20 protein-coding genes are annotated in these 21,925 nt (G+C 68.9%); 11 read left to right on the forward strand and 9 right to left on the reverse strand.

The genetic code is table 11. From position 1 onward, the window contains the following. Positions 1 to 7: 7 nt before the first annotated feature. From hisD to hisIE, 7 genes are read left to right on the forward strand one after another with little or no spacing between them, the layout of a single operon-like run. Positions 8 to 1,318: a histidinol dehydrogenase gene (gene hisD, locus ACW5EG_RS07050; RefSeq protein ID WP_457018428.1), complete on the forward strand. Its 1,311-nt coding sequence runs from the start codon at positions 8 to 10 to the stop codon at positions 1,316 to 1,318. Further along, complete coding sequence (gene hisC / locus ACW5EG_RS07055) at positions 1,315 to 2,457, forward strand: histidinol-phosphate transaminase (RefSeq protein WP_457018071.1); 1,143 nt, start codon at positions 1,315 to 1,317, stop codon at positions 2,455 to 2,457. The genes hisD and hisC overlap by 4 nt, the downstream gene beginning before the upstream one ends. Beyond that, complete coding sequence (gene hisB / locus ACW5EG_RS07060) at positions 2,457 to 3,533, forward strand: bifunctional histidinol-phosphatase/imidazoleglycerol-phosphate dehydratase HisB (RefSeq protein WP_457018072.1); 1,077 nt, start codon at positions 2,457 to 2,459, stop codon at positions 3,531 to 3,533. Before hisC ends, hisB begins: the two co-directional genes overlap by 1 nt. Next, positions 3,530 to 4,132: an imidazole glycerol phosphate synthase subunit HisH gene (gene hisH, locus ACW5EG_RS07065; RefSeq protein ID WP_457018073.1), complete on the forward strand. Its 603-nt coding sequence runs from the start codon at positions 3,530 to 3,532 to the stop codon at positions 4,130 to 4,132. The genes hisB and hisH overlap by 4 nt, the downstream gene beginning before the upstream one ends. Next, positions 4,129 to 4,890, forward strand: coding sequence for a 1-(5-phosphoribosyl)-5-[(5-phosphoribosylamino)methylideneamino]imidazole-4-carboxamide isomerase (gene hisA, locus ACW5EG_RS07070; RefSeq protein WP_457018074.1), 762 nt, complete (start codon positions 4,129 to 4,131; stop codon positions 4,888 to 4,890). Before hisH ends, hisA begins: the two co-directional genes overlap by 4 nt. Beyond that, positions 4,890 to 5,663 carry an imidazole glycerol phosphate synthase subunit HisF gene (gene hisF / locus ACW5EG_RS07075; RefSeq protein WP_457018075.1) on the forward strand — a complete coding sequence of 258 codons (774 nt, stop codon included), beginning with the start codon at positions 4,890 to 4,892 and terminating at the stop codon, positions 5,661 to 5,663. The genes hisA and hisF overlap by 1 nt, the downstream gene beginning before the upstream one ends. After that, the gene (gene hisIE / locus ACW5EG_RS07080) at positions 5,656 to 6,279 is read left to right on the forward strand and encodes a bifunctional phosphoribosyl-AMP cyclohydrolase/phosphoribosyl-ATP diphosphatase HisIE (RefSeq protein ID WP_457018076.1); all 624 of its coding nucleotides are present in this window, start codon (positions 5,656 to 5,658) and stop codon (positions 6,277 to 6,279) included. Before hisF ends, hisIE begins: the two co-directional genes overlap by 8 nt. A gap of 53 nt (positions 6,280 to 6,332) precedes the next feature. Here hisIE and ACW5EG_RS07085 read toward each other — a convergent pair whose 3' ends face one another. Then, positions 6,333 to 8,147 carry a sensor domain-containing diguanylate cyclase gene (locus ACW5EG_RS07085; RefSeq protein WP_457018077.1) on the reverse strand — a complete coding sequence of 605 codons (1,815 nt, stop codon included), beginning with the start codon at positions 8,145 to 8,147 and terminating at the stop codon, positions 6,333 to 6,335. A 107-nt stretch (positions 8,148 to 8,254) separates the two neighbouring features. Here ACW5EG_RS07085 and ACW5EG_RS07090 point away from each other — a divergent pair, with 107 nt between their 5' ends. Continuing rightward, on the forward strand, positions 8,255 to 9,811 hold the full coding sequence (locus ACW5EG_RS07090) for a calcineurin-like phosphoesterase C-terminal domain-containing protein (RefSeq protein ID WP_457021135.1): 1,557 nt from the start codon (positions 8,255 to 8,257) through the stop codon (positions 9,809 to 9,811). 112 nt (positions 9,812 to 9,923) lie between these two features. Continuing rightward, a complete protein-coding gene (locus ACW5EG_RS07095; RefSeq protein WP_457018079.1) occupies positions 9,924 to 10,808 on the forward strand; it encodes a cupin-like domain-containing protein in 885 nt (294 codons plus the stop codon). A gap of 220 nt (positions 10,809 to 11,028) precedes the next feature. On the opposite strand, the gene ACW5EG_RS07100 is transcribed toward ACW5EG_RS07095, so the two are convergent. From ACW5EG_RS07100 to ACW5EG_RS07125, 6 genes are all read right to left on the reverse strand, one after another. Next, positions 11,029 to 11,946 carry a C13 family peptidase gene (locus tag ACW5EG_RS07100; protein WP_457018080.1) on the reverse strand — a complete coding sequence of 306 codons (918 nt, stop codon included), beginning with the start codon at positions 11,944 to 11,946 and terminating at the stop codon, positions 11,029 to 11,031. After that, the gene (gene mtnC / locus ACW5EG_RS07105; protein WP_457018081.1) at positions 11,943 to 12,641 is read right to left on the reverse strand and encodes an acireductone synthase; all 699 of its coding nucleotides are present in this window, start codon (positions 12,639 to 12,641) and stop codon (positions 11,943 to 11,945) included. Before mtnC ends, ACW5EG_RS07100 begins: the two co-directional genes overlap by 4 nt. A gap of 271 nt (positions 12,642 to 12,912) precedes the next feature. Next, on the reverse strand, positions 12,913 to 13,467 hold the full coding sequence (locus tag ACW5EG_RS07110) for a 1,2-dihydroxy-3-keto-5-methylthiopentene dioxygenase (protein ID WP_457018082.1): 555 nt from the start codon (positions 13,465 to 13,467) through the stop codon (positions 12,913 to 12,915). 114 nt (positions 13,468 to 13,581) lie between these two features. Continuing rightward, on the reverse strand, positions 13,582 to 14,223 hold the full coding sequence (locus ACW5EG_RS07115; RefSeq protein WP_457018083.1) for a methylthioribulose 1-phosphate dehydratase: 642 nt from the start codon (positions 14,221 to 14,223) through the stop codon (positions 13,582 to 13,584). A gap of 40 nt (positions 14,224 to 14,263) precedes the next feature. Further along, a complete protein-coding gene (locus ACW5EG_RS07120; protein ID WP_457018084.1) occupies positions 14,264 to 15,562 on the reverse strand; it encodes an amino acid permease in 1,299 nt (432 codons plus the stop codon). 63 nt (positions 15,563 to 15,625) lie between these two features. After that, positions 15,626 to 17,113, reverse strand: a complete 1,488-nt coding sequence (locus tag ACW5EG_RS07125) for an amino acid permease (protein WP_457018085.1) — start codon at positions 17,111 to 17,113, stop codon at positions 15,626 to 15,628. A 163-nt stretch (positions 17,114 to 17,276) separates the two neighbouring features. Here ACW5EG_RS07125 and ACW5EG_RS07130 point away from each other — a divergent pair, with 163 nt between their 5' ends. Continuing rightward, entirely contained in the window at positions 17,277 to 17,846 is a 570-nt protein-coding gene (locus ACW5EG_RS07130) for an NUDIX hydrolase (RefSeq protein ID WP_457018086.1), read from the forward strand. 251 nt (positions 17,847 to 18,097) lie between these two features. Here the strand turns inward: ACW5EG_RS07130 and ACW5EG_RS07135 are convergent, their stop codons facing one another. Next, complete coding sequence (locus tag ACW5EG_RS07135) at positions 18,098 to 18,781, reverse strand: HAD family hydrolase (protein ID WP_457018087.1); 684 nt, start codon at positions 18,779 to 18,781, stop codon at positions 18,098 to 18,100. Positions 18,782 to 18,927: 146 nt separating this feature from the next. Next, positions 18,928 to 20,169, reverse strand: coding sequence for a phosphoglycerate dehydrogenase (gene serA, locus ACW5EG_RS07140; RefSeq protein ID WP_457018088.1), 1,242 nt, complete (start codon positions 20,167 to 20,169; stop codon positions 18,928 to 18,930). Positions 20,170 to 20,498: 329 nt separating this feature from the next. Between serA and ACW5EG_RS07145 the strand changes: the two genes are divergently transcribed. Beyond that, entirely contained in the window at positions 20,499 to 21,899 is a 1,401-nt protein-coding gene (locus ACW5EG_RS07145) for an FAD-binding oxidoreductase (RefSeq protein WP_457018089.1), read from the forward strand. Positions 21,900 to 21,925: the final 26 nt, after the last annotated feature.

Below are 21,925 nucleotides of genomic sequence, written 5' to 3' on the forward strand. Positions count from 1 at the left end.
GGCCCTGCTGCGCCGGCTGGACTGGAGCGCACTTGACGACGACGCGCGCGCGCAGGTGCTGCAGCGCCCGGTGCAGAAGGTGGCCGCGCAGACGCGCGCCGCGGTCGAGGCGCTGGTCGAGGACGTGCAGGATCGTGGCGACGTGGCGCTGCGCGAGATCACGCTGCGCTTCGATGGGGTTGCGCCGGAGTCCTTCGAGGTCACGGCCGAGGAGTTCGCTGCGGCCGAGGCGGCCGTGTCGCTGGAACTCAAGACGGCCATGTGCGAGGCGGCCGCGCGCATCGAGCGCTTCCACCGCGCCGGCATGGCGCAGGACTATGCGGTCGAGACCGCGCCCGGCGTGGTCTGCGAACGCATGGTGCGCGCGATCGCGCGGGTGGGGCTCTACGTGCCGGCCGGCAGCGCGCCGCTGCCGTCCACGGCGCTGATGCTGGGCGTGCCGTCGCGGCTGGCCGGCTGCCGCGAGGTTGTGCTGTGCACGCCGCCGCGCAAGGACGGCACGGCCGACCCGGCGGTGCTGGTCGCTGCGCGCATGACCGGCGTGCATCGCGTGTTCAAGCTGGGCGGCGCGCAGGCGATCGCGGCGATGGCGTTCGGCACCGACAGCGTGCCGCGCTGCGCCAAGCTGTTCGGGCCGGGCAACAGCTTCGTCACCGAGGCCAAGCAGCAGGTTGCGCGCGCGGGTGTGGCGGCGATCGACATGCCGGCCGGACCGTCGGAAGTGCTGGTGATCGCCGACGCGGGTGCCGATCCCGGGTTCGTCGCCGCCGACCTGCTGTCCCAGGCCGAGCACGGTCCGGATTCGCAGGTGCTGCTGCTCAGCGACAGCGACGCGCTGCTCGCGCGCGTCGAGGCCGAGCTGGACACCCAGCTCGCGGCGCTGCCGCGCGCCGACATCGCACGCCAGGCGCTGGCGCAATCGCGCCTGGTGCGCGTGCACACGCTCGACGAAGCCTTCGCCATCAGCAACGCCTATGCGCCGGAGCATCTGATCCTGGCGCTGCGCGAGCCGCGTGCCTGGCTGCAGCGGGTGGAGGCAGCGGGCTCGGTGTTCCTCGGCGACTTCACGCCCGAGGCACTTGGCGACTACTGCAGCGGCACCAACCACGTGCTGCCGACCGGCGGTGCCGCGCGCGCCTGGAGCGGGGTCTCGGTCGCCAGTTTCCAGAACTTTGTCAGCGTGCAGTCCGCGAGCGCTGTCGGCATCGGTGCGATCGGGCCCTGCGCGGTGACTCTGGCCGAGGCCGAAGGGCTTGAGGCGCACGCCAATGCCGTGCGTCTGCGGTTGGACAGGGCGCTTTCACCGGAGGCGGCATGAACAGGGCAACAGGCGACGTGCTCTCGCTGGTGCGCGCGGACCTGCGCGATTTCGCCGGCTACAGTTCGGCCCGCAGTTCGAAGCTCGACGGCGAGATCTGGCTCAATGCCAACGAATCGGCCTGGGGCAATGCGGCAGACGCGGACGCCAGCTGCCGCCGCTATCCGGACCCGCAACCGGCGGCGCTGTGTGCGGCGCTGGCCGGCCTCTATGGCGTGCAGCCGGAACAGTTGATCGTGGGGCGGGGCAGCGACGAGGCGATCGACCTGCTGGTGCGCGCCACCTGCACGCCAGGTCGCGATGCGGTACTGGTCACGCCGCCGGTGTTCGGCATGTATGCGGTCAGCGCGCGGCTGCAGGGCGCGCCCCTGGTCGAGGTTGCGCTGCGCGACGACGCACGCCAGGGGCTGGTGCCGGATTTCGATGCGATCGAACGCGAAGCGCTGGCGCGTGGCGCGAAGCTGCTGTTCCTGTGCTCACCCTCCAATCCGGGCGGTGCGGCGATCGCGCTGGACGATATCGCCGCGCTGGCGCAGCGCCTTGCCGGCCGCGCCCTTGTCGTGGTCGACGAGGCCTACGGCGAGTTCTCGGACACGCCGTCGGCCACGCGCCTGCTCGACGCGCATCCCAACCTGGTCGTGCTGCGCACGCTGTCGAAGGCGCATGCGCTGGCGGCGGCGCGCATCGGCGTGGCCATCGCCGCGCCGGAACTGATCGCGGTGCTGCGCCGCTGCCAGGCGCCGTATCCGGTGCCGGGCCCGGTCGCCCGGCTTGGCGTCGAGGCGCTGTCACCTGAATCCCGCGCGGCGACGGCCGCGCGCATCGAACAGATCCGCCGCGAACGCGAGCGCCTGCTTGGCGCACTGTCGAGCCTGCCCGGTGTGCGCCGGGTCTATCCCTCGCAGGCGAACTTCCTGCTTGTGCGTTTTGACGATGCCACGGCCGCGTTTGACGCGCTGCTGGGCGCGGGCATCGTCGTGCGCGACCAGCGTGCCGCGCCGGGGCTTGGCGACGCGCTGCGCATCACCATCGGCACGCCGGAGCAGAACGACCGCGTGCTGTCGACGATTTCCGCCTTGAGCCCCTCCTCCGCTTGCGGGGGAGGGGTTGGGGTGGGGACAAACGCAGGAGCCGCCTGATGGCCACGAAAATCCTCTTCGTCGATCGCGACGGCACCCTGATCGAGGAGCCCGACGACTTCCAGATCGACGCCTACCACAAGCTGCGCTTCTTCCCCGGCGTGATCCCGGCGCTGCTGAAGCTGCGTGACGCCGGCTTCGAGTTCGTGATCGTCACCAACCAGGATGGCCTCGGCAGCGAAGCCTATCCGCGCGAAACCTTCGACGGGCCGAACAACCTGATGCTGCAGGTGTTCGAAAGCCAGGGCATCGTGTTCCGCGAGGTGCTGGTCGACTGCAGCTGGCCGGCCGACAACGCGCCCACGCGCAAGCCCGGCCTGGGACTGGTACAGCATTACCTGCGCGACCGCGGCATCGACCTGGACCGCTCCGCCATGGTCGGTGATCGCGAAACCGATATCCGCTTCGCCGACAACCTCGGCATCCGCGGCTTCCAGCTGCGCACCGCGCAGTTCGGCGGCGAGTGGGACTGGCCCGGCATCGCCCACGAACTGGCGGATACACCGCGCTGCGCACTGGTGCAGCGGAACACGAAGGAAACGCGCATCCGCGTCGAAGTCGATCTCGACCGGGTGGCGGATGCGCAGGTGTCCACGGGCCTGCCGTTCTTCGACCACATGCTCGACCAGATCGGCAAGCACGGCGGCATCGCACTGTCGGTGCAGGCCGAAGGCGACCTGCACATCGACGAGCACCACACCATCGAGGACACCGGCATCGCCCTGGGGCAGGCGCTGCGCGAGGCGTTGGGCGACAAGCGTGGCATCGCGCGCTATGGCTTCACCCTGCCGATGGACGAGACCCTGGCCAGCGCCGCGCTCGATTTCGGCGGCCGACCCTATCTGGTGTTCGACGGCAGCTTCAAGCGCGAGCGCGTGGGCGAGATGCCGACCGAACTGGTCGAGCACTTCTTCCGCTCGGTATGCGATGCGGCCGCGCTCAACCTCAACCTGAAGGTCGAGGGCGACAACGACCATCACAAGGTCGAGGCCTGCTTCAAGGCCTTCGCGCGTGCCCTGCGCATGGCGGTGCGGCGCGAGGGCGCCGAGCTGCCGAGCACCAAGGGCGTGCTGTGATGCGACTGGTCATGGTCGATGCGGGCGGCGCCAACATCGGTTCTGTGCGCTGCGCACTCCAGCGGCTGGGCGTGGATCCGGTGCTCAGCGCCGACGTCGACACCATCGAGGCCGCCGACCGCGTGATCCTGCCCGGTGTCTCGACTGCGGCGACGGTCATGGGGCGCCTGCACGCACTCGGCCTGGTGGACGTGCTGCGCGGCCTGCGCCAGCCGCTGCTTGGCGTATGCGTGGGCATGCAGCTGCTGTTCGAGCACTCCGAAGAGGACGACACGCGATGCCTCGGCCTGCTGCCCGGGCGGGTGCGGCGGATTCCGGGCAACGCGGACATCCGCGTGCCGCACATGGGCTGGAACCGGCTGGCGCTGCGCCGTGCCGACCCGCTGCTGGATGGCTTCACCGACGGCGAGCACGCCTACTTCGTGCACAGCTACGCCGCCGACGCGACCGCCGACTGCATCGCCAGCACCACCCACGGCCACGAGTTCGCGGCGGCGGTGCGGCGTGGCAACGTCATGGGTGCGCAGTTCCACCCGGAGCGTTCGGCCGCGGCCGGCGCGCGCCTGCTGCACAACTTCCTGACGATGGAACCGGCATGAGCAGCTACACCCTGTATCCCGCGATCGACGTCCGCCACGGCCGCATCGTGCGCCTCGCGCAGGGCGACTACGCGCAGGAGACGCAATACGGCGACGATCCGCTGGCGCTTGCGCAGGCATACGCAGAACAGGGCGCCGCGTGGCTGCACCTGGTCGATCTCGACGCCGCACGTGCCGGCGGCTACACCCTGCTCGAACTGGTGCGCGGCATCAGCGCCAGCACCGGGCTGCGCGTACAGACCGGCGGTGGCGTGCGCTCACGCGACGATGTGCAGCGCATCCTCGATGCCGGCGCAGCGCGGGTGGTGATCGGTTCACTCGCCGTGCGCGAGGCGGAAGCGGTGTGCGGCTGGATCGACGAGTTCGGCAGCGACCGGATCACCGTTGCGCTCGACACGCGCCAGGATCGCGAAGGCGTCTGGCGCCTGCCGGTGCACGGCTGGACCGAGACCGCCGCCGGCACCCTGCAGGAGATGGCGCGGCGCTATGCCACGCGGGGCCTGCGACATCTGCTGTGCACCGACATCACCCGCGACGGCATGATGACCGGGCCCAACCTGGACCTGTACCGCCTGCTGGTGGAGCAGGTGCCGGGGCTGGCGCTGCAGGCTTCCGGCGGCGTGCGCGACCTGGCGGACGTCCTCGCCGCACAAGCCCAGGGCTGCGCCGGCATCGTGCTGGGCCGCTCGCTGCTCGAAGGCAGGCTGCAGCTGCCGCAGGCGCTGGCGCAGGTCGGCAACACGGCGGAGCCGGCCTGATGCTCGCGCGCCGCATCATTCCCTGCCTGGACGTGCGCGATGGCCGCGTGGTCAAGGGCGTGCGCTTCCGCGACCACGTCGACATGGGCGACATCGTCGAGCTGGCCCTGCGCTATCGCGACGAGGGCGCCGACGAGCTGGTGTTCTACGACATCAGCGCGACCCCGCAGGGGCGCTCGGTGGACCGTGGCTGGGTCGAGCGTGTGTCCTCGAACATCGACATCCCGTTCTGCGTGGCCGGCGGCATCCGCGACGTGGACACCGCACGCGCGGTGCTGCACGCCGGCGCCGACAAGATCTCGATCAATTCGCCGGCGCTGGAGCGCCCGGCGCTGATCGGCGAACTGGCCCGTGCATTCGGCGTGCAGTGCGTGGTGGTGGGCATCGACTCGACCCGCGAGGCCGACGGCGAATGGCGCGTGCGCACGCATACCGGGGATCCCGACCGCATGCGCGCGCCATCGATCCGCACGCTCGACTGGGTGGTCGAAGCGCAGCGCCTGGGTGCCGGCGAGATCGTGCTCAACTGCATGGACAGCGACGGCGTGCGCAGCGGCTACGACCTGGAACAGCTGCGCGCGGCGCGGGCACTGTGCACGGTGCCGCTGGTGGCCTCGGGTGGCGCGGGCGAGCCGGCGCATTTCGCGGATGCATTCCGTGATGCCGACGTCGACGGCGCGCTGGCCGCAAGCGTGTTCCACAGCGGCAAGGTCCGGATCCCGGAACTCAAGCGGTTCCTGCGCGAAAGTGGAGTGGAGGTGCGTGATGCATGAGATCGGACCCGATGCGGGCAGCTTCGGCGCCGACGCGCTGGACTGGGACAAGAACGATGGCCTGGTGCCCGCGATCGTGCAGGATGCGCGCACCCTGCGCGTGCTGATGCTCGGCTACATGGACCGTGCCGCGCTCGAAGCCACCCTGGCCACGCGTCGCGTGACCTTCTTCAGCCGCAGCAAGGGGCGGCTGTGGACCAAGGGCGAATCCTCGGGACATTTCCTCGAGCTGGTGTCGCTGGACCTGGACTGCGATCGCGACACCCTGCTCGTGACCGCGCATCCGCAGGGGCCGACCTGCCACCTGCAGCGCGAGAGCTGCTTTGCCTCCGCGCCCGGTGCCGCGCTGGCGGAGCTGTCGGCGCTGGTCGAGCAGCGCCATGCCGACATGCCCGCAGGCAGCTACACCACCAGCTTGTTCGAGGGAGGAACGCGGCGCATCGCGCAGAAGGTCGGCGAGGAAGGCGTGGAAACCGCGCTGGCTGCGGTCGTGCAGGACGATGATGCGCTGCTGGGCGAAGCCGCCGACCTGGTGTTCCACCTGCTGGTGCTGCTGCGCGCGCGCGGCCTGGGGCTGGCGGAGGTGGAGGCGAAGCTGGCGACGCGGCGGCGCTGAGTGCGAGGTGGTTCGGCAGCAGCCGCGGATGTGCGGCGGGAGTTCTTTCGCACCTACGCGGCGCTGATCGAGGTCCGCACGCAGTCGCGGCCGTTGGCCTTGGCTGCGTACAGCGCCTTGTCGGCGGTATCCAGCGCGTCGTCGATGTCGTCAGCTGCATCCGGTGCGACCGTGTGCACGCCGATGCTGGCCGAGATCCGGACCTGCAGGTCGTGCGTCTCGCAGCGCTCGTCCACCAGCGAGCGGCGCAGCTCCTCGGCCACCGCGACCGCTGCGCGGAGGTCATGGTTGGGCAGCACCACCACAAATTCCTCGCCGCCGAAGCGCGCCAGCAGGGCCTCATGCGGGCGCAGCGTGCGGCCGATGCGGCGCGCGGCCCAGCGCAGGCAGGCGTCGCCTACCAGGTGGCCGTAGCGGTCGTTGATCGCCTTGAAGTGATCGAGGTCGACCATCAGCAGCGACAACGGCCGCCGCGCCTGGCGGCACTCGGCCAGCATGCGATCGAATCCCTCGTGGAAATAGCTGCGATTGAACAGCCCGGTCAGCCCGTCTCGACGACTGGAGTCCTGCAGCTTCTCGTGCGTATCCTTGAGCTGCACCAGCGCCTGCTGCAGCTCCTGCGTGCGTCGCGCCACGTTGCGCTCGAGCTGGCGGTTGGCCTCGTCGGTGATGCGCTGGTTCTCGTTGCGCAGCTGCGCGTAGCGATAGCCCAGCGCGATCGAGAGCAGCAGCATCTCCAGCGCCGAACCGATCTGCACGCCGTATTCGGTGGCGAAATTCTTGGGCAGAGCGCCGAACGCCAGCAGGGTGAAGACCGCCGTGCCGAGCAGGAACATAGACCAGGCCAGCAGCAGCAGGCGCGCCGGCGTGTAGCCGCGGCGCAGCACGTGCAGCGAGGCGAACACGATCCAGACCACGCCCACCAGCACTGCGCGCGATGCGACCGGCGTGGCGATCCGGTACGGCAGCCATACCGAGGCCACGCCAAACACCGTGAAAAACCCGATCAGCGCGATCGTCACCAGGTTGAGCCGCGGCGCGCGTTGCGGCAGCTCCAGGAAGGTGCGCGCGAACTGCAGCATCGCGATCAGCGCCAGGCAGATCGAGATGGGCACCATGTGGTCCGCCATCCACGACGAGTTCGGCCACAGGTATTCGAAGCCCAGTCCGTTGAGGGTGAACAGCACCAGCCCGAAGGCGCTGATATGGCACAGGTACCAGAAGTAGCTGGCGTCGCGCAGCGAGAGCCACAGTACCAGGTTGTAGAAAAACAGCGCCAGCAGGATGCCGTAGTACAGGCCGATCGCCAGCTGCGCGTCGCGCGAGACCTCGGTGAACGCCGACGGCGTATAGAGCTGCAGCGGCACCTGCATCGAGCTCTGGCTCTGCACGCGCAGCAGCAGCTGCACCGGCTCGCCCATCGGCAGGTCGACGAGCACGTTGGGATGGCGGTAGCGCACGGAGCGCGCAGAGAACGGCACGTGGTCCCCGCCCACGTGGTGGATCGTGCGGCCGTCGGGATAGCGCAGGTAGATGTCGAGCCTGTCGCTCAGCGGGTATTCCTGCACCAGCAGCCAGCGTTGCTCGCCGGGGTTGCGATTGACGACGGTGGCGTGGAACCAGAACGCGCCGCTCTGGAAGCCGAAGGCGTCCTTGCCGCCCGGCAGGGCGGCGAACCCACCTTCCTCGACGCGCCGCCACGCGTCCTCGGCGCGATCGGAGCTGGTGGCGTCGTGGCGGTAGCCCAGGTGTGGCGCGAGTGACGCGCTGGCCGTCGCCGGCGCCAGCTCAAGGACGGGTCGCGCCCAGACCGGCAGGCACACGACCAGCGCCAGCAGCGCAGGCAGCCATCGCCAGGCAATCCTCATCCCGTCTCCGTCGTGAAGTCCATGGCGCAAGGCCCGTCGTGATGACTCACAGTGCAAACGCTGACCGGCGGCATAATGGGCCAGTTTTGTCGACAAGGGGAGGGTGTGTGGTCCATCGACACGTGGTCCGTGCGCTGCTGCTGATCGTCGCGATGTCGGTCGCGTCGGCATGGGCCTGCGATCGCGGCGTCGTGTTCGAGGACGTCGACGGTGACGGCCGGCGCGATGCCCGGGAACCGGCGCTCCCCGGCGTGCGGGTCTCCAACGGTGTGGAAATCGTTTCCAGCGACGTGGAGGGGCGCTGGCGCCTGCCGCCGCGCGCGGACGCGCCGGTCTTCGTCATCAAGCCGGCTGGATATGCGGTGGCATCCGGTCCCGACGGCCTGCCGGGATTCTGGCGCGCGGCGGGCGATGCGTCCTGCGATTTCGCGCTGCGGCCGCACGACGAGCCGCAGGGGCTGAAAGTGATCGTCAGCAGCGACCCTCAGGCTGGCACGCCGCGCGAGGTCGACCATTACGCGCGAATCGCGGCGCGCACGTTCGCGCCGCATCGCGATGCCAGGTTGGGCCTGACCCTGGGCGACATCGCCAACGACGAACTGTCGCTGTATCCGGCGCTGGTCCGCGCCACCACTGCGGTGGGCGTGCCGTGGCTGCACGCCGCCGGCAACCACGACCTGGATCCGGACGCCGTCGACGATGCGTCCTCGCTGGCGAGCTTCCGCAACGTGTTCGGCCCGGACAGCTTTGCCTGGGAGCAGCGCGATGCGGTCTTCGTGGTGCTCGACAACGTGGTGGCGCAGCCCGGCCAGCGGCCCGGTTATGTCGGCGGGCTGCGCGAGGATCAGTTCGATTTCCTGGACAACTACCTGGCCGGATTGGATCACTGCCGGCTGCTGGTGATTGCCGCGCACATCCCCTGGTTCGATACCGCCGGCCAGGGCCGCCCGCCGACGATGCGTGCGCAGGATCGCGAGCGCCTGTTCGCGCTGCTGCGCCCCTTCCCGAAGCTGTTGCTGCTCAGCGGCCACCGCCACAGCCAGCGCAGTGTCTTCCACGACGCTGGCAGCGGCTGGCATGGGGCGACGCCACTGCACGAATACAACGTCGGCGCGATGAGCGGCGCGTACTGGTCGGGCGTGGCGGCCGCCGACGGCATGCCCGATGCGACCATGGCCGACGGCACGCCGCGCGGATTCGCCACGCTGCAGGTCGACGCCGACGGAGGCTACCGCCTGGCTTGGCATCCGACCTCGCTGCCGGCCGACGATCCGGCGTTGACCGATGCGATGGCGCTGCACGCACCGAAGCTGCTGCGCCGCGGTGCGTATCCGGCCTGGGGCGTGTACGCCAACGTGTTCCTCGGGCACGCAGGCACACGGGTGGAATACCGCGTCGATGGCGGCGCGTGGCAGGCGATGGAGCGGGTGGAGCGCGCCGATCCGCGGCTGGCCGCGGAAAATGCGCGCGATGATGAGGCAGAGACACTGCGCGGTTTCGATCGATCGCCCGAAGCCGAAGCGTCGCCGCACCTGTGGCGCGGGCCGCTGCCCACCAGGCTCGACGCCGGTCGCCATCTCATCGAGGTGCGCAGCTTCGATGACGCGGGACGCGAATCGCGGGCGAGCACGCACTACCGGCTGGAGGACGCGGAGGCGCGCTGATCGGCGGCGCAACGGTTGCTGGGACACCCGCGCCGGGATATTGTGATCCGGTTCCGGATTCTTGCGTCCGGATGCGAACACCGCCACGACGGCGGGCGCCACAGGGGACCACATGTCGAAGTGCTTCGCCGACGGGCTGCCCGCCGGCCAGTTGGACCGTGCGCCATTCCAGTTCAGGCACGGCCTGCTGGACCATCCCGCGCTCACCATCGAGGGCCTGGCGAAGGTCCTGCCGGAGCTGCCGCCGGAGCGGGTCAGGTATTCCAGGGGGCTGGACGACCTGCGCATCAACTTCGACCACGCGCACGTCGAACACCGCAACGGCATGGGCCTCGAGGAAACCATCGAGACGATCCGGGCGGGCAATTCCTACATTGCCGTGAGCGATCCGGAGGTGCATCCCGCATTCCGTGGCCTGTACGAGGACCTGTGCCGCGAGATGACGGCGCTGCTGCGCGAGGGCGGCCGATCGAAGGCGATCCACGAGCCGCGCATCTGGCTGTTCATCGCCTCGCCCAACGCGATCACGCCGTTCCACTTCGACCGTTATTCGAACGTGCTGATGCAGATCCGGGGCAGCAAGGAAGTGGCGGTGTTTCCGAACTTCCGGCCGGACATCGTGCCGGTCGATGTCTGCGAGGCCTACATGGACCGACAGGCGATCGAACCGCTGTGGCGCGAGGAGCTCGACCAGCACGCGATCAAGTTCGAATTCCGCCCCGGCGACGCGCTGCACATTCCCTACACCAGCGGGCATTACGTGAAGAACGGTGCCGAAGACGTCTCGATCTCGCTGTCGTTCTTCTTCCAGACCGACGAGACCCTGCGCTGGACCCGTGCGATGCAGTTCAACCATCGCTTGCGTCGCTGGTCGAAGGCGGTAGGGCTCAGGCCGACGCCGGTGGGCCACTCACACTGGCTGGACGTGACAAAGTCGCACGCGCTGCCGTGCGCGGAGGCCGTGGGCCGCGTGGCGCGACGGCTGCGGCGCGCCTAGCGGGCGAGGGCGGTTCCCAGCGGGGACATCGCATCGGTTGCGTCGAAGGCGGCGATGGACACGACTTTGTTGCGATCGACTGGCTGGCGTCGGCTTGCGGACGGATCGTCGCGTGTCGCCGGCTGGCGATGGGTCCGGAGGCAGCCCGGAGCCGGTCTACGCGCCCGCCGGACTCGATCGCGGGACGGGACGCGCACGCGGCTGTGCACCCTGCGGTGGGCTACAGCGGATGCGGGTAGGCCAGCGGCGGTCCGCGCACCAGCGCCGCTTCCCAGGCGTCCAGCCGGGCGCGGATGCGGTCGCCCACATTGATCTGCGGGAACGACGCCTCGTGGCCTTCCCTCACCTCGCGCCGCGCCACCTGCTGCCGGGCGTAGGCGAACGTGTCGACCAGCCCTCCGTCGCGATTCAGGCCTTCCACCAGCAACGCCTGCCCGAAGTACGTCGCGCTCGCGGTGTCGCCGCAGCCGAACGAGGGACGGTCGCTGCGTGCTGCGGTGATCACGAGCGTGTCGGGCGTGGCGAGCTCGGGAATGAAGCCGCCGGAGAAGCAGGCCGATACGATCAACAGCCGGTTGCGGATGCCGGATTCGTCCAGCATTGCGCGCAGCTCGCCAGGTCGCAGCGCGGTGTCGAAGTAACCCGGGAGCTGCACCGACAGCGCATGGTCACGGCTGCCGTGGGTGGTGATGAGCAGGAGCAGCAGGTCCTCGTCCGGGTTCATCAGCCGGCCGATTCCCTGCAGCGCGATGCGCAGGTTGTCCGTCGTGGCCAACGGCAGCGGCGTGTCGGCCAAGCTGTCTGGATGGTTCACCAGGGCCAGGGTGCGGCCGCCCGCGCCGTAGCGGGCGGTGGTCAGCTGCTCGAAGTAGAGCGCCTCGTTGCGGAACACGTCCTCCTCGCCGTCGCCGGCAAAGGCGAGCGCGTACAGATCCGGCTGCCCGGCCACCGGGGGCGGCATCTGTTGCAGTCGTGCTTCGATCAGGGCGCGGTCGCGGATGGCGATGGCGGCCATATCCGCCGCCGCCGGGGTGACGGCATCGGCGCGGGCGTGGAGCGGCAGCAGACCGAGGCAGGCCAGCAGGACGACCAGCGCCGACGCGGCGCTGGGATGGCGATGCCCGGGCATCGCGTTCATGCCGGCAGCGGGATGCCGTCGAAGCCGGTGACGCGGGGATGGCCGCCGGCGGCATCGCCGGTGCGCGGCTGCGGATAGTCCTGCGTGCGGTCGACCAGGATGGTGCGCAGGCCCGCCTCGCGCGCCGCGTCCAGTTCGGCGACCACATCCGACAGGAACAGGATGTCGCCCGGGGCCACGGCCAGCGCCTGCGCGATCTTCGCGTAGCTCGCCGCCTCGCGCTTGCCGCCCACGCCGGTGTCGAACCAGGCCGAGAACAGGCCGGTCAGGTCGCCCGCATCGGTGTGGGCGAACAGCAGCTTCTGCGCCGGCACCGAGCCCGAGGAATACACCGCGAGCGGATGGCCCGCCTGATGCCACTGACGCAAGGCTTCGGTCGCATCCGGATAGACCGGAGCGGTGAAGTCGGCGCTCGTGTAGCCCGCTTCCCAGACCATGCCCTGCAGCGCCTTGAGCGCGATGTGCTTGCGGTCATCGTCGATCCAGCCCTGCAGGGTCTCGACGATCATCGCGTCCTGGCACAGGCCGCCGTTCTCAAGCGCCACCTCGTCCAGCCAGCGCCGCACCTCGGGCTCCTGGCTGTGTTCGCGCACGAAACGCGGCAGCTCGCGCCGCGCATAGGGAAACAGCACGTCCTTGACGAACGAGATGCTGCTGGTGGTGCCTTCGATGTCGGTGAGGATGGTGGTGGTCATGTTCTTCATTCTTAGGGCAATGCCGAAAAAGTCCCGTTTGTCATTCCGAACACAGTGAGAGGCGCTTTACAACGGCGAAGCCGGTCAATCTCGGAGAATCAACAGCATAGATTTCTCGCTGCGCTCGAAATGACAGTTTTCCAGCTGTTGCCTTGGCCACGGATTACGCGGATCAACACGGATAAGGCGATGAACCCCGAGAGCGCGCCTGCCATCTGCCTTGCTCGTGATCCGCGTCCATCCGCGTGATCCGTGGCGGAACCGCTCCGGCTCAGCCTGCTTCTTTTTCGTAGCGCGGGAACTTCTGCGCGATGTCGGTGCCGGTGAAGTGGCCGATCCAGCCGTCGGGCTGCTGGAAGAAGCGGATCGCGACGAAGCGCGGCTCCGGGCCCATGTCGAACCAGTGCGTGGTGCCGTCGGGCACGGCGATCAGATCGTCCTTGACGCACTCGATCTCGTAGACCTTGTCGCCGACATGCAGGGTGAACAGGCCCGAGCCGTCGACGAAGAAGCGCACCTCGTCTTCCTTGTGATAGTGCTCGTCAAGGAACTTGCCGCGCATCTCCTCCTTCTTCGGGTTGTCCGGCGCGATGCTGATCACGTCCACGCTGGTGAACCCGCGCTCGGCCGAGATGCGGTCGATGTCGGCCTTGTATGCAGCCAGTACCTGTTCGGGCGACGCGCCGGCCTCGACCGGATGGCTGGCCTGCCAGCGCTCGAAATGCACGCCGATCTTCGCCAGTTCGCGCGCGATCTCCTCGCCATCGTGGCTGGTGAATTCGGGTGCGTCCGGGTGGGCGTCGGGGAAGATGCGCAGTCGGCTCATGGCGGCAGGCTCGCGGGGGAGGAAGGTGGAAGGGAATCAGGCTAGCAGGGACGACGAAGACGGGGGGTCATGGCGGCGGAACACAGGCATTCCACCGTCGCAACGCGGCTGCGATCAGTGGCGCGCGCCCAGCCGGTGCAGCTCCAGCTCGCAGCCCAGCAGGAAGTCGAACGCCTCCAGGTGGCGGCGCGCTTCGGCCATGTCGCGGCCCCAGGCGTACAGGCCATGGCCATCGATCAGGTAGCCCCACATCGGGCCGCGATCGAGCAGGGCGTCGACCTGCGCGGCCAGCGTCGGCATGTGCTGGCTGTTGGGCAGCACCGGCACGTCGATGCTGGTTTCGTGCGTTTCGTTGCCGCGGAAGGCCTTGAGCAGTTCGTAGCCCTCCAGTCGCACGTGGCCGGCGCCGGAAAACAGGCGCGAGGCAACCGTCTGGTTGCGCGAGTGGGTGTGCAGGATGCAACCGACCTCGTCGAACCGGCGGTACAGCTGGGTATGCAGCAGGGTCTCGGCCGAGGGCCGGTGGTCGCTGCCGACGGCCAAACCGTCGAAATCCACGACCATGATGTCGTTCTCCACCAGCCGGCCCTTGTCGCGTCCGGACACGGTGATCGCGGCATGGCGCCCGTCCAGGCGCGAGGAGAAGTTGCTGCTGGTGGCAGGCGTCCAGCCCAGCTGCGAAAGCTCGCGCAGGTTGGCGATGAGCTCGGCGGCGCGCTCGCGCAGGCGCTGCGGGTCGTAGGGCGTCTGGTTCATGGCGCAAGTCTAGCGCCTCGCCGCACGCGGCCGGCGTCGCTCAGGGCGCCGGCTCGCGCCTGCGGCCGAACCCGCGGTAGGCGGCCAGCGCCAGCAGCGCGATCACGACAGCGCCGATCAACGTCTCGACCGGCGTCGACCAGACCAGCAGTCCGCAGGCGATCAGTGCCCCCATGCCGAGCAGGCGATCGCCGAGCGTCGAGGGCCGGTCGCGGCGGCCAAGCAGCAGGCTCAGGCCTGCCGCCACGTACGCCATCACCACCAGGGTCACGGCCATGTTGATGATCGTCTCGAACTGGCCCGACACCGAATCCGACAGCGTGGTCAGCGCGATGACGGTCATCGAGAGCACCACCAGCAGCAGGCCGCTGAAGGCCGCGCCGTTGCGCAGGGTGCGCCCGAAGATTGCCGGCAGGAAGCCGCGCTGGGCCGCGCGCGCGCCCGATTCGCCGGTGACCAGCATCCAGCCGCCAAGCGTGCCGGTGGCCTTGAGCGCGGCCGCAGCGGCGATCACCGGGATCGCCCAGGCGCCGAACATCTCGCCCGCGACCAGCGCGAACGGGGCGCTGGATTGCGCCAGTTCCGCCACCGGCACGATCCCCATCATCAGCACCGACGAGACCAGGTAGACGATGCCGGCCAGCAGGATCCCGCCGATGGTGGCGATGGGGACGTTGCGATCCGGCTCGCGCACCACGCCGGCGATCATCGCCCCGGTCTCCAGCCCGATGAAGGCCCAGAACACCGAGGCCAGCGAACCGAGTGCGACCGAGACGTCGGACTGTCCGGTCACGTTCCAGCCGGCGCGGTAAAGCTCGGGATTGAAGTGGGCCCAGCCTGCGACCAGGATCGCCACCACCGGCAGCAGGCCGAACACCACGCAGAACGACTGGAAGTGCGCGATCTTGCGCGGGCCGAGCAGGTTGAGGCCGAACATCGCCCAGATCAGCAGCACCTGCCCGACAAGGTGCACCACCGGTGCGTCACTGATCGGCAGCAGGATGATCAGGTAGCCGAACGCCGCCACCGCGATCGCGTTGTTGCCCACCCAGGACGAAAGCCAGTACAGGGTCGAGGCGAGGAAGCCCATGTCGCGTCCCAGCGAGGGACGGATGTAGTCGTCGGGCGAGGTCAGGTCGGGGTACTGCCGCGCCAATCGCGCGAACGCCGCGCCAAGCGCCACCGCCAGCAGGGTCCCGATCAGCCACGAAAACGCGGTCACCGCGCCCGACCTGGCCAGCGAGGCCGGCAGCAGGAAGAAACCCGAACCGATCATGTTGTTGGCGACCACGAAGGTCGCGAGGACCGGGCCGATCTTCTTGGCGGTCTGGGCCGTCATGCAAGGACTCGCGCAGGTAGTCGCATAGGGAGCGGCGCCCCGTGGGGCGCCGCGATGCCTGGATCAGGCCCGGTTGAGCTTGCTGTTGCGGTAGCCGTAGCCGAAGTAGATCAGCTGGCCGAGCAGCGTCCACAGCACGAAGATCAGCCAGTGCTCCATGAACGACTGCAGGAACAGGAACAGGCAGGACAGCACGCCCAGCGGGCAGATCAGCCAGAACAGCGGCACCCGGAACGGACGCTCGAGGTCGGGCCGCCTGTAGCGCAGCACCAGCACGCCCAGGCATACGGTCGCGAACGCGATCAGAGTGCCCATCGACACAAGCTCGCCGAGCACGCTCAGCGGCATGAAGCCGGCCAGCAGGCAGGCCGCGACGCCGACGATGATCGTGCCCACGTGCGGAGTCCGGAACTTGCGGTGCACGCGGCCGAACAGCGGCGGCAGCAGGCCGTCGCGCGACATCGAGTAGAAGATGCGCGGCTGCGCCATCAGCATCACCAGGATCACCGAGGACAGACCGGCGATCGCGCCCACCTCGACCGCGGTCTTGAGCCAGGCGAGGTTGGCTTCGGGGTTGGCGAGCATGGCCAGCTCGATCGCCGTCGCCACCGGCTTGGCGGTGTCGAGTTCGCGGTAGGGCGCAATGCCCACCAGCACCGCGCACACGGCGATGTAGACCAGGGTGCAGGCCACCAGCGAGCCGAGGATGCCGATCGGCATGTCGCGCTGCGGGTTCTTGGCCTCGCCGGCGGCGGTGGAGACCGCATCGAAGCCGATGTAGGCGAAGAACACGATGGTCGCGGCGCGGAATACACCCTCCATGCCGAACTGGCCGGGTCCTTCGTTGGGCGGGATGAAGGGGGTGAAGTTGGCCGGATCGATGTACATCACGCCGAAGCCGAGGAAGGCCGCGATCACCGCGACCTTGATTGCAACCACGATCCCGTTGACGAAGGCCGACTGGGTGATGCCGACGTAGCACAGCCCGCTGACCGCGGCGACGATCAGGATCGCCGGCAGGTTGATCACGCCCTCGGTGCGCACGAACTCGCCGTTTGCCCAGGTGATCGGCGCGGAGGCGAGTTCGGCGGGGAAGGGCAGGCCCAACGTCGTGGTGAGGAAGCTGACCAGGTAACCCGACCAGCCCACCGCCACCGTGGACGAGGCGAACAGGTATTCCAGCACCAGGCACCAGCCGATGAACCAGGCGACGTACTCGCCCAGCGTGGCGTACGAATACGAATAGGCGCTGCCCGACACCGGCATCATCGCCGAGAACTCCGCGTAGCACAGGCCTGCGAACGCGCATGCCAGGCCGGCGAGCACGAAGCTCAGCATGATCGCCGGGCCGGCGTGGTTGGCCGCGGCCTGGCCGGTCAGCACGAAGATGCCCGCGCCGATCACCGCGCCGACGCCGAGCAGGACCAGGTGGCGGGCGGTCAGCGTCCGCTTGAACGTGGCCTCCCCCTCCAGGGAGCCTTCGACCGGTTCGCCGGCATCCACGTGCGGCGCCGGCTCGACCGGCTTGACCCTGAACAGACTTTTCGACATCGGTGGTTCCCTGCAGATGGACTGGGGCGCCGCTGGGGGTCGGCCGCGGAATCGTTACCGCGGCTACCTTGCCAAACGCCGATCCGGCGCACAAGCGCGCAAGCATGCGCCAGAATCTCAGGCCCATGACCAATGCCACTGGAGATGCGCGACCTTGAGCCCGATGCAATTACAGATCAGCGTGCTGGCTGGCGCCTTCGATGCCTACGCCAGGAAGTGTCCGGACCAGGCCAGCGTGGCCGCGGACTTCCATGCGCTGCTGGGCGATGTGGCCGACCCGTTCGTGCGCGATCGCCTGGACGGGCACTTCACCGCATCGGCCTGGCTGGTCGACCGTTCGCGCACGCGCGTGCTGCTGACCCATCACCGCAAGCTCGGCATCTGGGTGCAGTTGGGCGGGCATGCCGACGGCGATCGCGACCTGTGCGCGGTCGCGCTGCGCGAGGCGGAGGAGGAGTCGGGACTGGCCGGGCTGCGCGTGGAGCCCGAGGTGTTCGACCTGGACCGGCACTGGATCCCCGAGCACAAGGGCGTGCGCGGCCATTGGCACTACGACGTGCGCTACGTGGTGCATGCGGGCGAGCGCGAGGACTTCGTGGTCAGCGCCGAATCGCATGCGCTGGCGTGGCGCGACATCGGCGCGATCGCGAATGATGCGGATGCGGACACGTCGCTGCGGCGGATGGCGTTGCGATGGTTGTCGCGTCGGCAGGGCGTTGAAGAGGTGCCGTAGCGGCGTTCCAGCGCTGCGCGCTGGCCCCCACCCCAGCCCTCCCCCGCAAACGGGGGAGGGAGCGAAAAGTGCGTGCCCCGGTGTCCTGCTCCTTTCCCGCGCGCAGGGGAGGGAGCGAAAGCGCGTACTCCGGTGTCCTGCTCCCTCCCCCGCGTGCGGGGGAGGGTCGGGGTGGGGGCAGCCGAAGCGTCGAACCTGACGCCGCTGTGCCGTCGTCCAAGCCTTGCTTTGCGGCCCGCGCGCGCCGCCCGTCAGCGCCGCGCAGCCACCTCGTCCACATGCCGCAGCAGGTCCGCCGGATCGTCATAGACCCGGAACGCGCCGGAGCGCTCCAGCTCCTCGCGCCCGTAGCCTCCCGACAACAATCCGACGCCCAGCGAACGCGCACGCTGCGCGGCCAGCATGTCCCAGATGCTGTCGCCGATCACCAGCGAATGCTGGATATCCACGCCCAGGCGATCGGCTGCCGCCAGGAACAGGTCCGGATCGGGCTTGGCGTAACGCACCTGGTCGCGGGTGACCACCGGAACCTGCGCCGGATCCACGCCGAGCGCGGCGATATTGGGCGCCGCGGTTTCCATGCGCCCGCTGGTGGCGATCGCCCAGGGGATGCCCTCGGCGGTGAGGAAGGCCAGCAACTCGCGCGCGCCGGGCAGGGGCCGGATCGCGCCGGCGGCCGCCTGGCGGTTGTAGGCCTCGGCATGCCAGCCGCGCAGCCGTTCAAGGCGTTCGGGCGTGATGTCGATACCGGTTTCGCGCAGCAGGATGTTGGTGAACAGTCCGCCGCTCATGCCGATCTTGCGATGGATGCGCCAGACCGAGAGGTCGACGCCCTCGCGGTCGAGCGCCTCCTTCCAGGCCAGCACGTGCTGGTAGACGCTGTCGACCAGCGTGCCGTCGAGGTCGAACAGGAAGGCGGTGGATGTGCGTGGCATGGGTGGCTCTCCTTTTGTCTCGATCTGTCATTGCGAGCAAAGCGAGGAATCTGCTTGCAGATCACGACGACGAGAACGCGAGCAGATTCCTCGCTGCGCTCGGAATGACAACCCATTCTGGCCGCAGGCAGCCGACGACTGGTTCCTCAGTACAGCACCCGAGTCCGTAGCGTTCCGTCAATCTCGTTGAGCGCGGCGCGCAGGCGCGCGGTGATCTGCGGCGTGGACGCGATGTCGATGACCACGTAGCCGACCTTGGCATCGGTGCGCAGGAACTGTCCGTCGATGTTCACGCCCTCGCGCGAGAACAGTTCGTTGATCTGCGACAGCACGCCGGGCACGTTGCGATGGATGTGCAGGATGCGATGGCTGCCTGCGTGCTCGGGCAGGGTGACTTCGGGGAAGTTCACCGCCGAAAGCGTGCCGCCGTTGTCGCTGTAGCGAACCAGTTTGGCCGCGACCTCGGTGCCTATGTTGTCCTGCGCCTCCAGCGTGCTGCCGCCCACGTGCGGGGTCAGGATCACGTTGTCGAACCGCGTCAGCGGCGACTCGAACGCTTCGCCGTTGCCCTTGGGCTCGACCGGGAACACATCCACCGCCGCGCCACCGACATGTCCGGACTCCAGCGCCGCTGCCAGCGCATCGATGTCCACCACCGTGCCGCGCGAGGCGTTGATCAGGTGCGCACCCGGCTTCATCTGCCCGATCTGCGCGGCGCCGAACATCATCTGCGTGGCCGGCGTCTCGGGCACGTGCAGGGTCACGATGTCCGAGCGCGCCAGCAGGTCCTCCAGGCTGGTCGCCGCACGCGCGTTGCCGAGCGACAGCTTGGCTTCGATGTCGTGGAACAGCACGTTCAGGCCGAGCGATTCGGCAAGTACCCCGACCTGGGTGCCGATGTGGCCATAGCCGATGATGCCCAGGGTCTTGCCGCGCACCTCGTGGCTGCCGAGCGCAGACTTGCTCCAGCCGCCGCGGTGGCAATCCGCGTTCTTCAGCGGGATCCCGCGCATCAGCATGATCGCCTCGGCCACCACCAGCTCGGCCACGCTGCGGGTGTTGGAATAGGGTGCGTTGAACACCGGGATGCCGGCCAGTTCGGCCGCATCCAGGTCGACCTGGTTGGTGCCGATGCAGAAGCAGCCGATGGTGATCAGCTTGCGCGCCTCGGCGAGCACGTCGGCGGTGAGCTGGGTGCGCGAGCGGATGCCGACGATATGCGCGTTGGCCAGCTTGGCCTTCAACTCGTCGCCGACCAGCGACTTGGTCAGCAGCTCGACCTGCTCGTAGCCGGCGGCCTTGAACACCTCGACTGCGCTCTGGCTGATGCCTTCGAACAGGACGATGCGGATGTCCTGCTTCGGGAACGAGGTCTTCAGTGGCGTCATGCGCTTTGCATCCGGCTGCGGGGAAGCCCTGCATTATTCCAGATGCGGGCGTGCGTTTCCGCACTGCACCAAGGCTTTTTGCCATGCTGCGCGGAACACCGGGCGCGGATCGACAGAACAGTGACGGTACCAATTCCGTTGCGCGCGAAACCGACACGATCCAAACCCCTGGATGCGGGAAGCCCAGGACTGCTGCGAACAACGTGCGACGCGCGTGAGGCAACGGTACGGGAACCAGGCGCTTGCATGCACGTGCGCGTGCACCGTGGCGCTGGACGCATCCCGTCGCTGCTGGCACGCTTGCGCTCCCTTTGCCGCCGCCTTTTCCGATGACCGATCCGCGCCTTGACGTGCTCTTGCAGGTGTTGCCGGAGCTGCGTCTGCTCACGGACGCCGCCGACCTGGAGCACTACGGCCGCGACTGGACCCGGCGCTGGACGCCGGCGCCGCTGGCGATCGCGCTGCCATCATCGGTCGAGCAGGTCCAGGCGATCGTGCGTTGGGCACGCCAGGCCCAGGTGGCGATCGTGCCTTCGGGCGGACGCACCGGCCTGTCCGGTGGCGCGGTCGCGGCCAACGGCGAACTGGTGCTGAGCCTGGAGCGGATGAATCGGGTGCTCGCGTTCGATCCGATCGACCGCAGCATGACCGTGCAGGCGGGCATCGCGCTGGAGGCCGTGCACAACGCGGCGCGCGAACACGGACTCGAGTATCCGGTGGATTTTGCCGCGCGCGGCTCGTGCACGATCGGTGGCAACATCGCCACCAACGCCGGTGGCATCCGCGTGATCCGCTATGGCAACACCCGCGAGTGGGTGGCCGGGCTCAAGGTGGTCGACGGCCGGGGCGAAGTGCTCGAGCTCGGGCGCGGCCTGGTCAAGAATTCCAGCGGCTACGACCTGCGCCATCTGATGGTGGCCTCGGAAGGCACGCTGGGCATCATCGTCGAGGCCACGCTGCGGCTGACCGATCCACCGCCGCCGACCAGCGTGATGCTGCTTGCACTGCCGGACTTCGATGCGCTGATGCAGGTGTTCGCCAGCCTGCGCGCGCGGCTGCGGCTGGAGGCCTTCGAGTTCTTCACCGACCGGGCGCTGCACCACGTGCTCGCGCACGGCGCGCAGAAGCCGTTCGACGAGGCGTATCCGTACTACGTCGTCGCCGAGTTCGCCGCCGGCGAGGCGGAGGAGGCCGCGGTGATGGCCGCGTTCGAGCACTGCGTTGGCGAGGGCTGGGTGCTGGACGGGGTGATCAGCCAGAGCCAGGCGCAGGCGGCGCAGCTGTGGCGCCTGCGCGAGGGCATCACCGAGAGTCTGGCGCCGCATGTGCCGTACAAGAACGATGTCTCGGTGCGGGTGTCGGCGATGCCCGCGTTCCTGGCCGAAACCCAGGCGCTGCTGGCGCGCGAGTACCCGCAGTTCGACGTGGTCTGGTTCGGCCACATCGGCGACGGCAACCTGCACATCAACGTGCTCAAGCCCGGCGACATGGCGCAGCCGGACTTCGTGTCCGAGTGCGAGCGGGTGACCAGGCTGCTGGCTGGCGCGCTGCAGCGGCACGCGGGCAGTATTTCGGCCGAGCACGGCATCGGCCTGGTCAAGAAGCCCTACCTGTCCTCGACGCGCAGCGAGGCTGAAATCGAGCTGATGCGCGGCATCCGCCGCACGCTCGATCCGGATGGCCTGATGAACCCGGGCAAGCTGTTCGACCAGGATCCGCCGGCGCGATAGTGCGCGCCGTATTCAGCCCGGCGCGC

The organism is Luteimonas sp. A611, from assembly GCF_054072715.1.

Coding starts and splice junctions, on each gene's coding strand:
- ACW5EG_RS07100 (WP_457018080.1), bottom strand. CDS start 11,946: ATGAACGCGATGCCCGGGCATCGCCATCCCAGCGCCGCGTCGGCGCTG.
- ACW5EG_RS07110 (WP_457018082.1), bottom strand. CDS start 13,467: ATGAGCCGACTGCGCATCTTCCCCGACGCCCACCCGGACGCACCCGAA.
- ACW5EG_RS07135 (WP_457018087.1), bottom strand. CDS start 18,781: ATGCCACGCACATCCACCGCCTTCCTGTTCGACCTCGACGGCACGCTG.
- ACW5EG_RS07115 (WP_457018083.1), bottom strand. CDS start 14,223: ATGAACCAGACGCCCTACGACCCGCAGCGCCTGCGCGAGCGCGCCGCC.
- ACW5EG_RS07145 (WP_457018089.1), top strand. CDS start 20,499: ATGACCGATCCGCGCCTTGACGTGCTCTTGCAGGTGTTGCCGGAGCTG.
- serA (WP_457018088.1), bottom strand. CDS start 20,169: ATGACGCCACTGAAGACCTCGTTCCCGAAGCAGGACATCCGCATCGTC.
- ACW5EG_RS07095 (WP_457018079.1), top strand. CDS start 9,924: ATGTCGAAGTGCTTCGCCGACGGGCTGCCCGCCGGCCAGTTGGACCGT.
- hisB (WP_457018072.1), top strand. CDS start 2,457: ATGGCCACGAAAATCCTCTTCGTCGATCGCGACGGCACCCTGATCGAG.
- hisIE (WP_457018076.1), top strand. CDS start 5,656: ATGCATGAGATCGGACCCGATGCGGGCAGCTTCGGCGCCGACGCGCTG.
- ACW5EG_RS07130 (WP_457018086.1), top strand. CDS start 17,277: ATGCAATTACAGATCAGCGTGCTGGCTGGCGCCTTCGATGCCTACGCC.
- hisA (WP_457018074.1), top strand. CDS start 4,129: ATGAGCAGCTACACCCTGTATCCCGCGATCGACGTCCGCCACGGCCGC.
- ACW5EG_RS07125 (WP_457018085.1), bottom strand. CDS start 17,113: ATGTCGAAAAGTCTGTTCAGGGTCAAGCCGGTCGAGCCGGCGCCGCAC.
- hisC (WP_457018071.1), top strand. CDS start 1,315: ATGAACAGGGCAACAGGCGACGTGCTCTCGCTGGTGCGCGCGGACCTG.
- ACW5EG_RS07085 (WP_457018077.1), bottom strand. CDS start 8,147: ATGAGGATTGCCTGGCGATGGCTGCCTGCGCTGCTGGCGCTGGTCGTG.
- hisF (WP_457018075.1), top strand. CDS start 4,890: ATGCTCGCGCGCCGCATCATTCCCTGCCTGGACGTGCGCGATGGCCGC.
- mtnC (WP_457018081.1), bottom strand. CDS start 12,641: ATGACCACCACCATCCTCACCGACATCGAAGGCACCACCAGCAGCATC.
- ACW5EG_RS07120 (WP_457018084.1), bottom strand. CDS start 15,562: ATGACGGCCCAGACCGCCAAGAAGATCGGCCCGGTCCTCGCGACCTTC.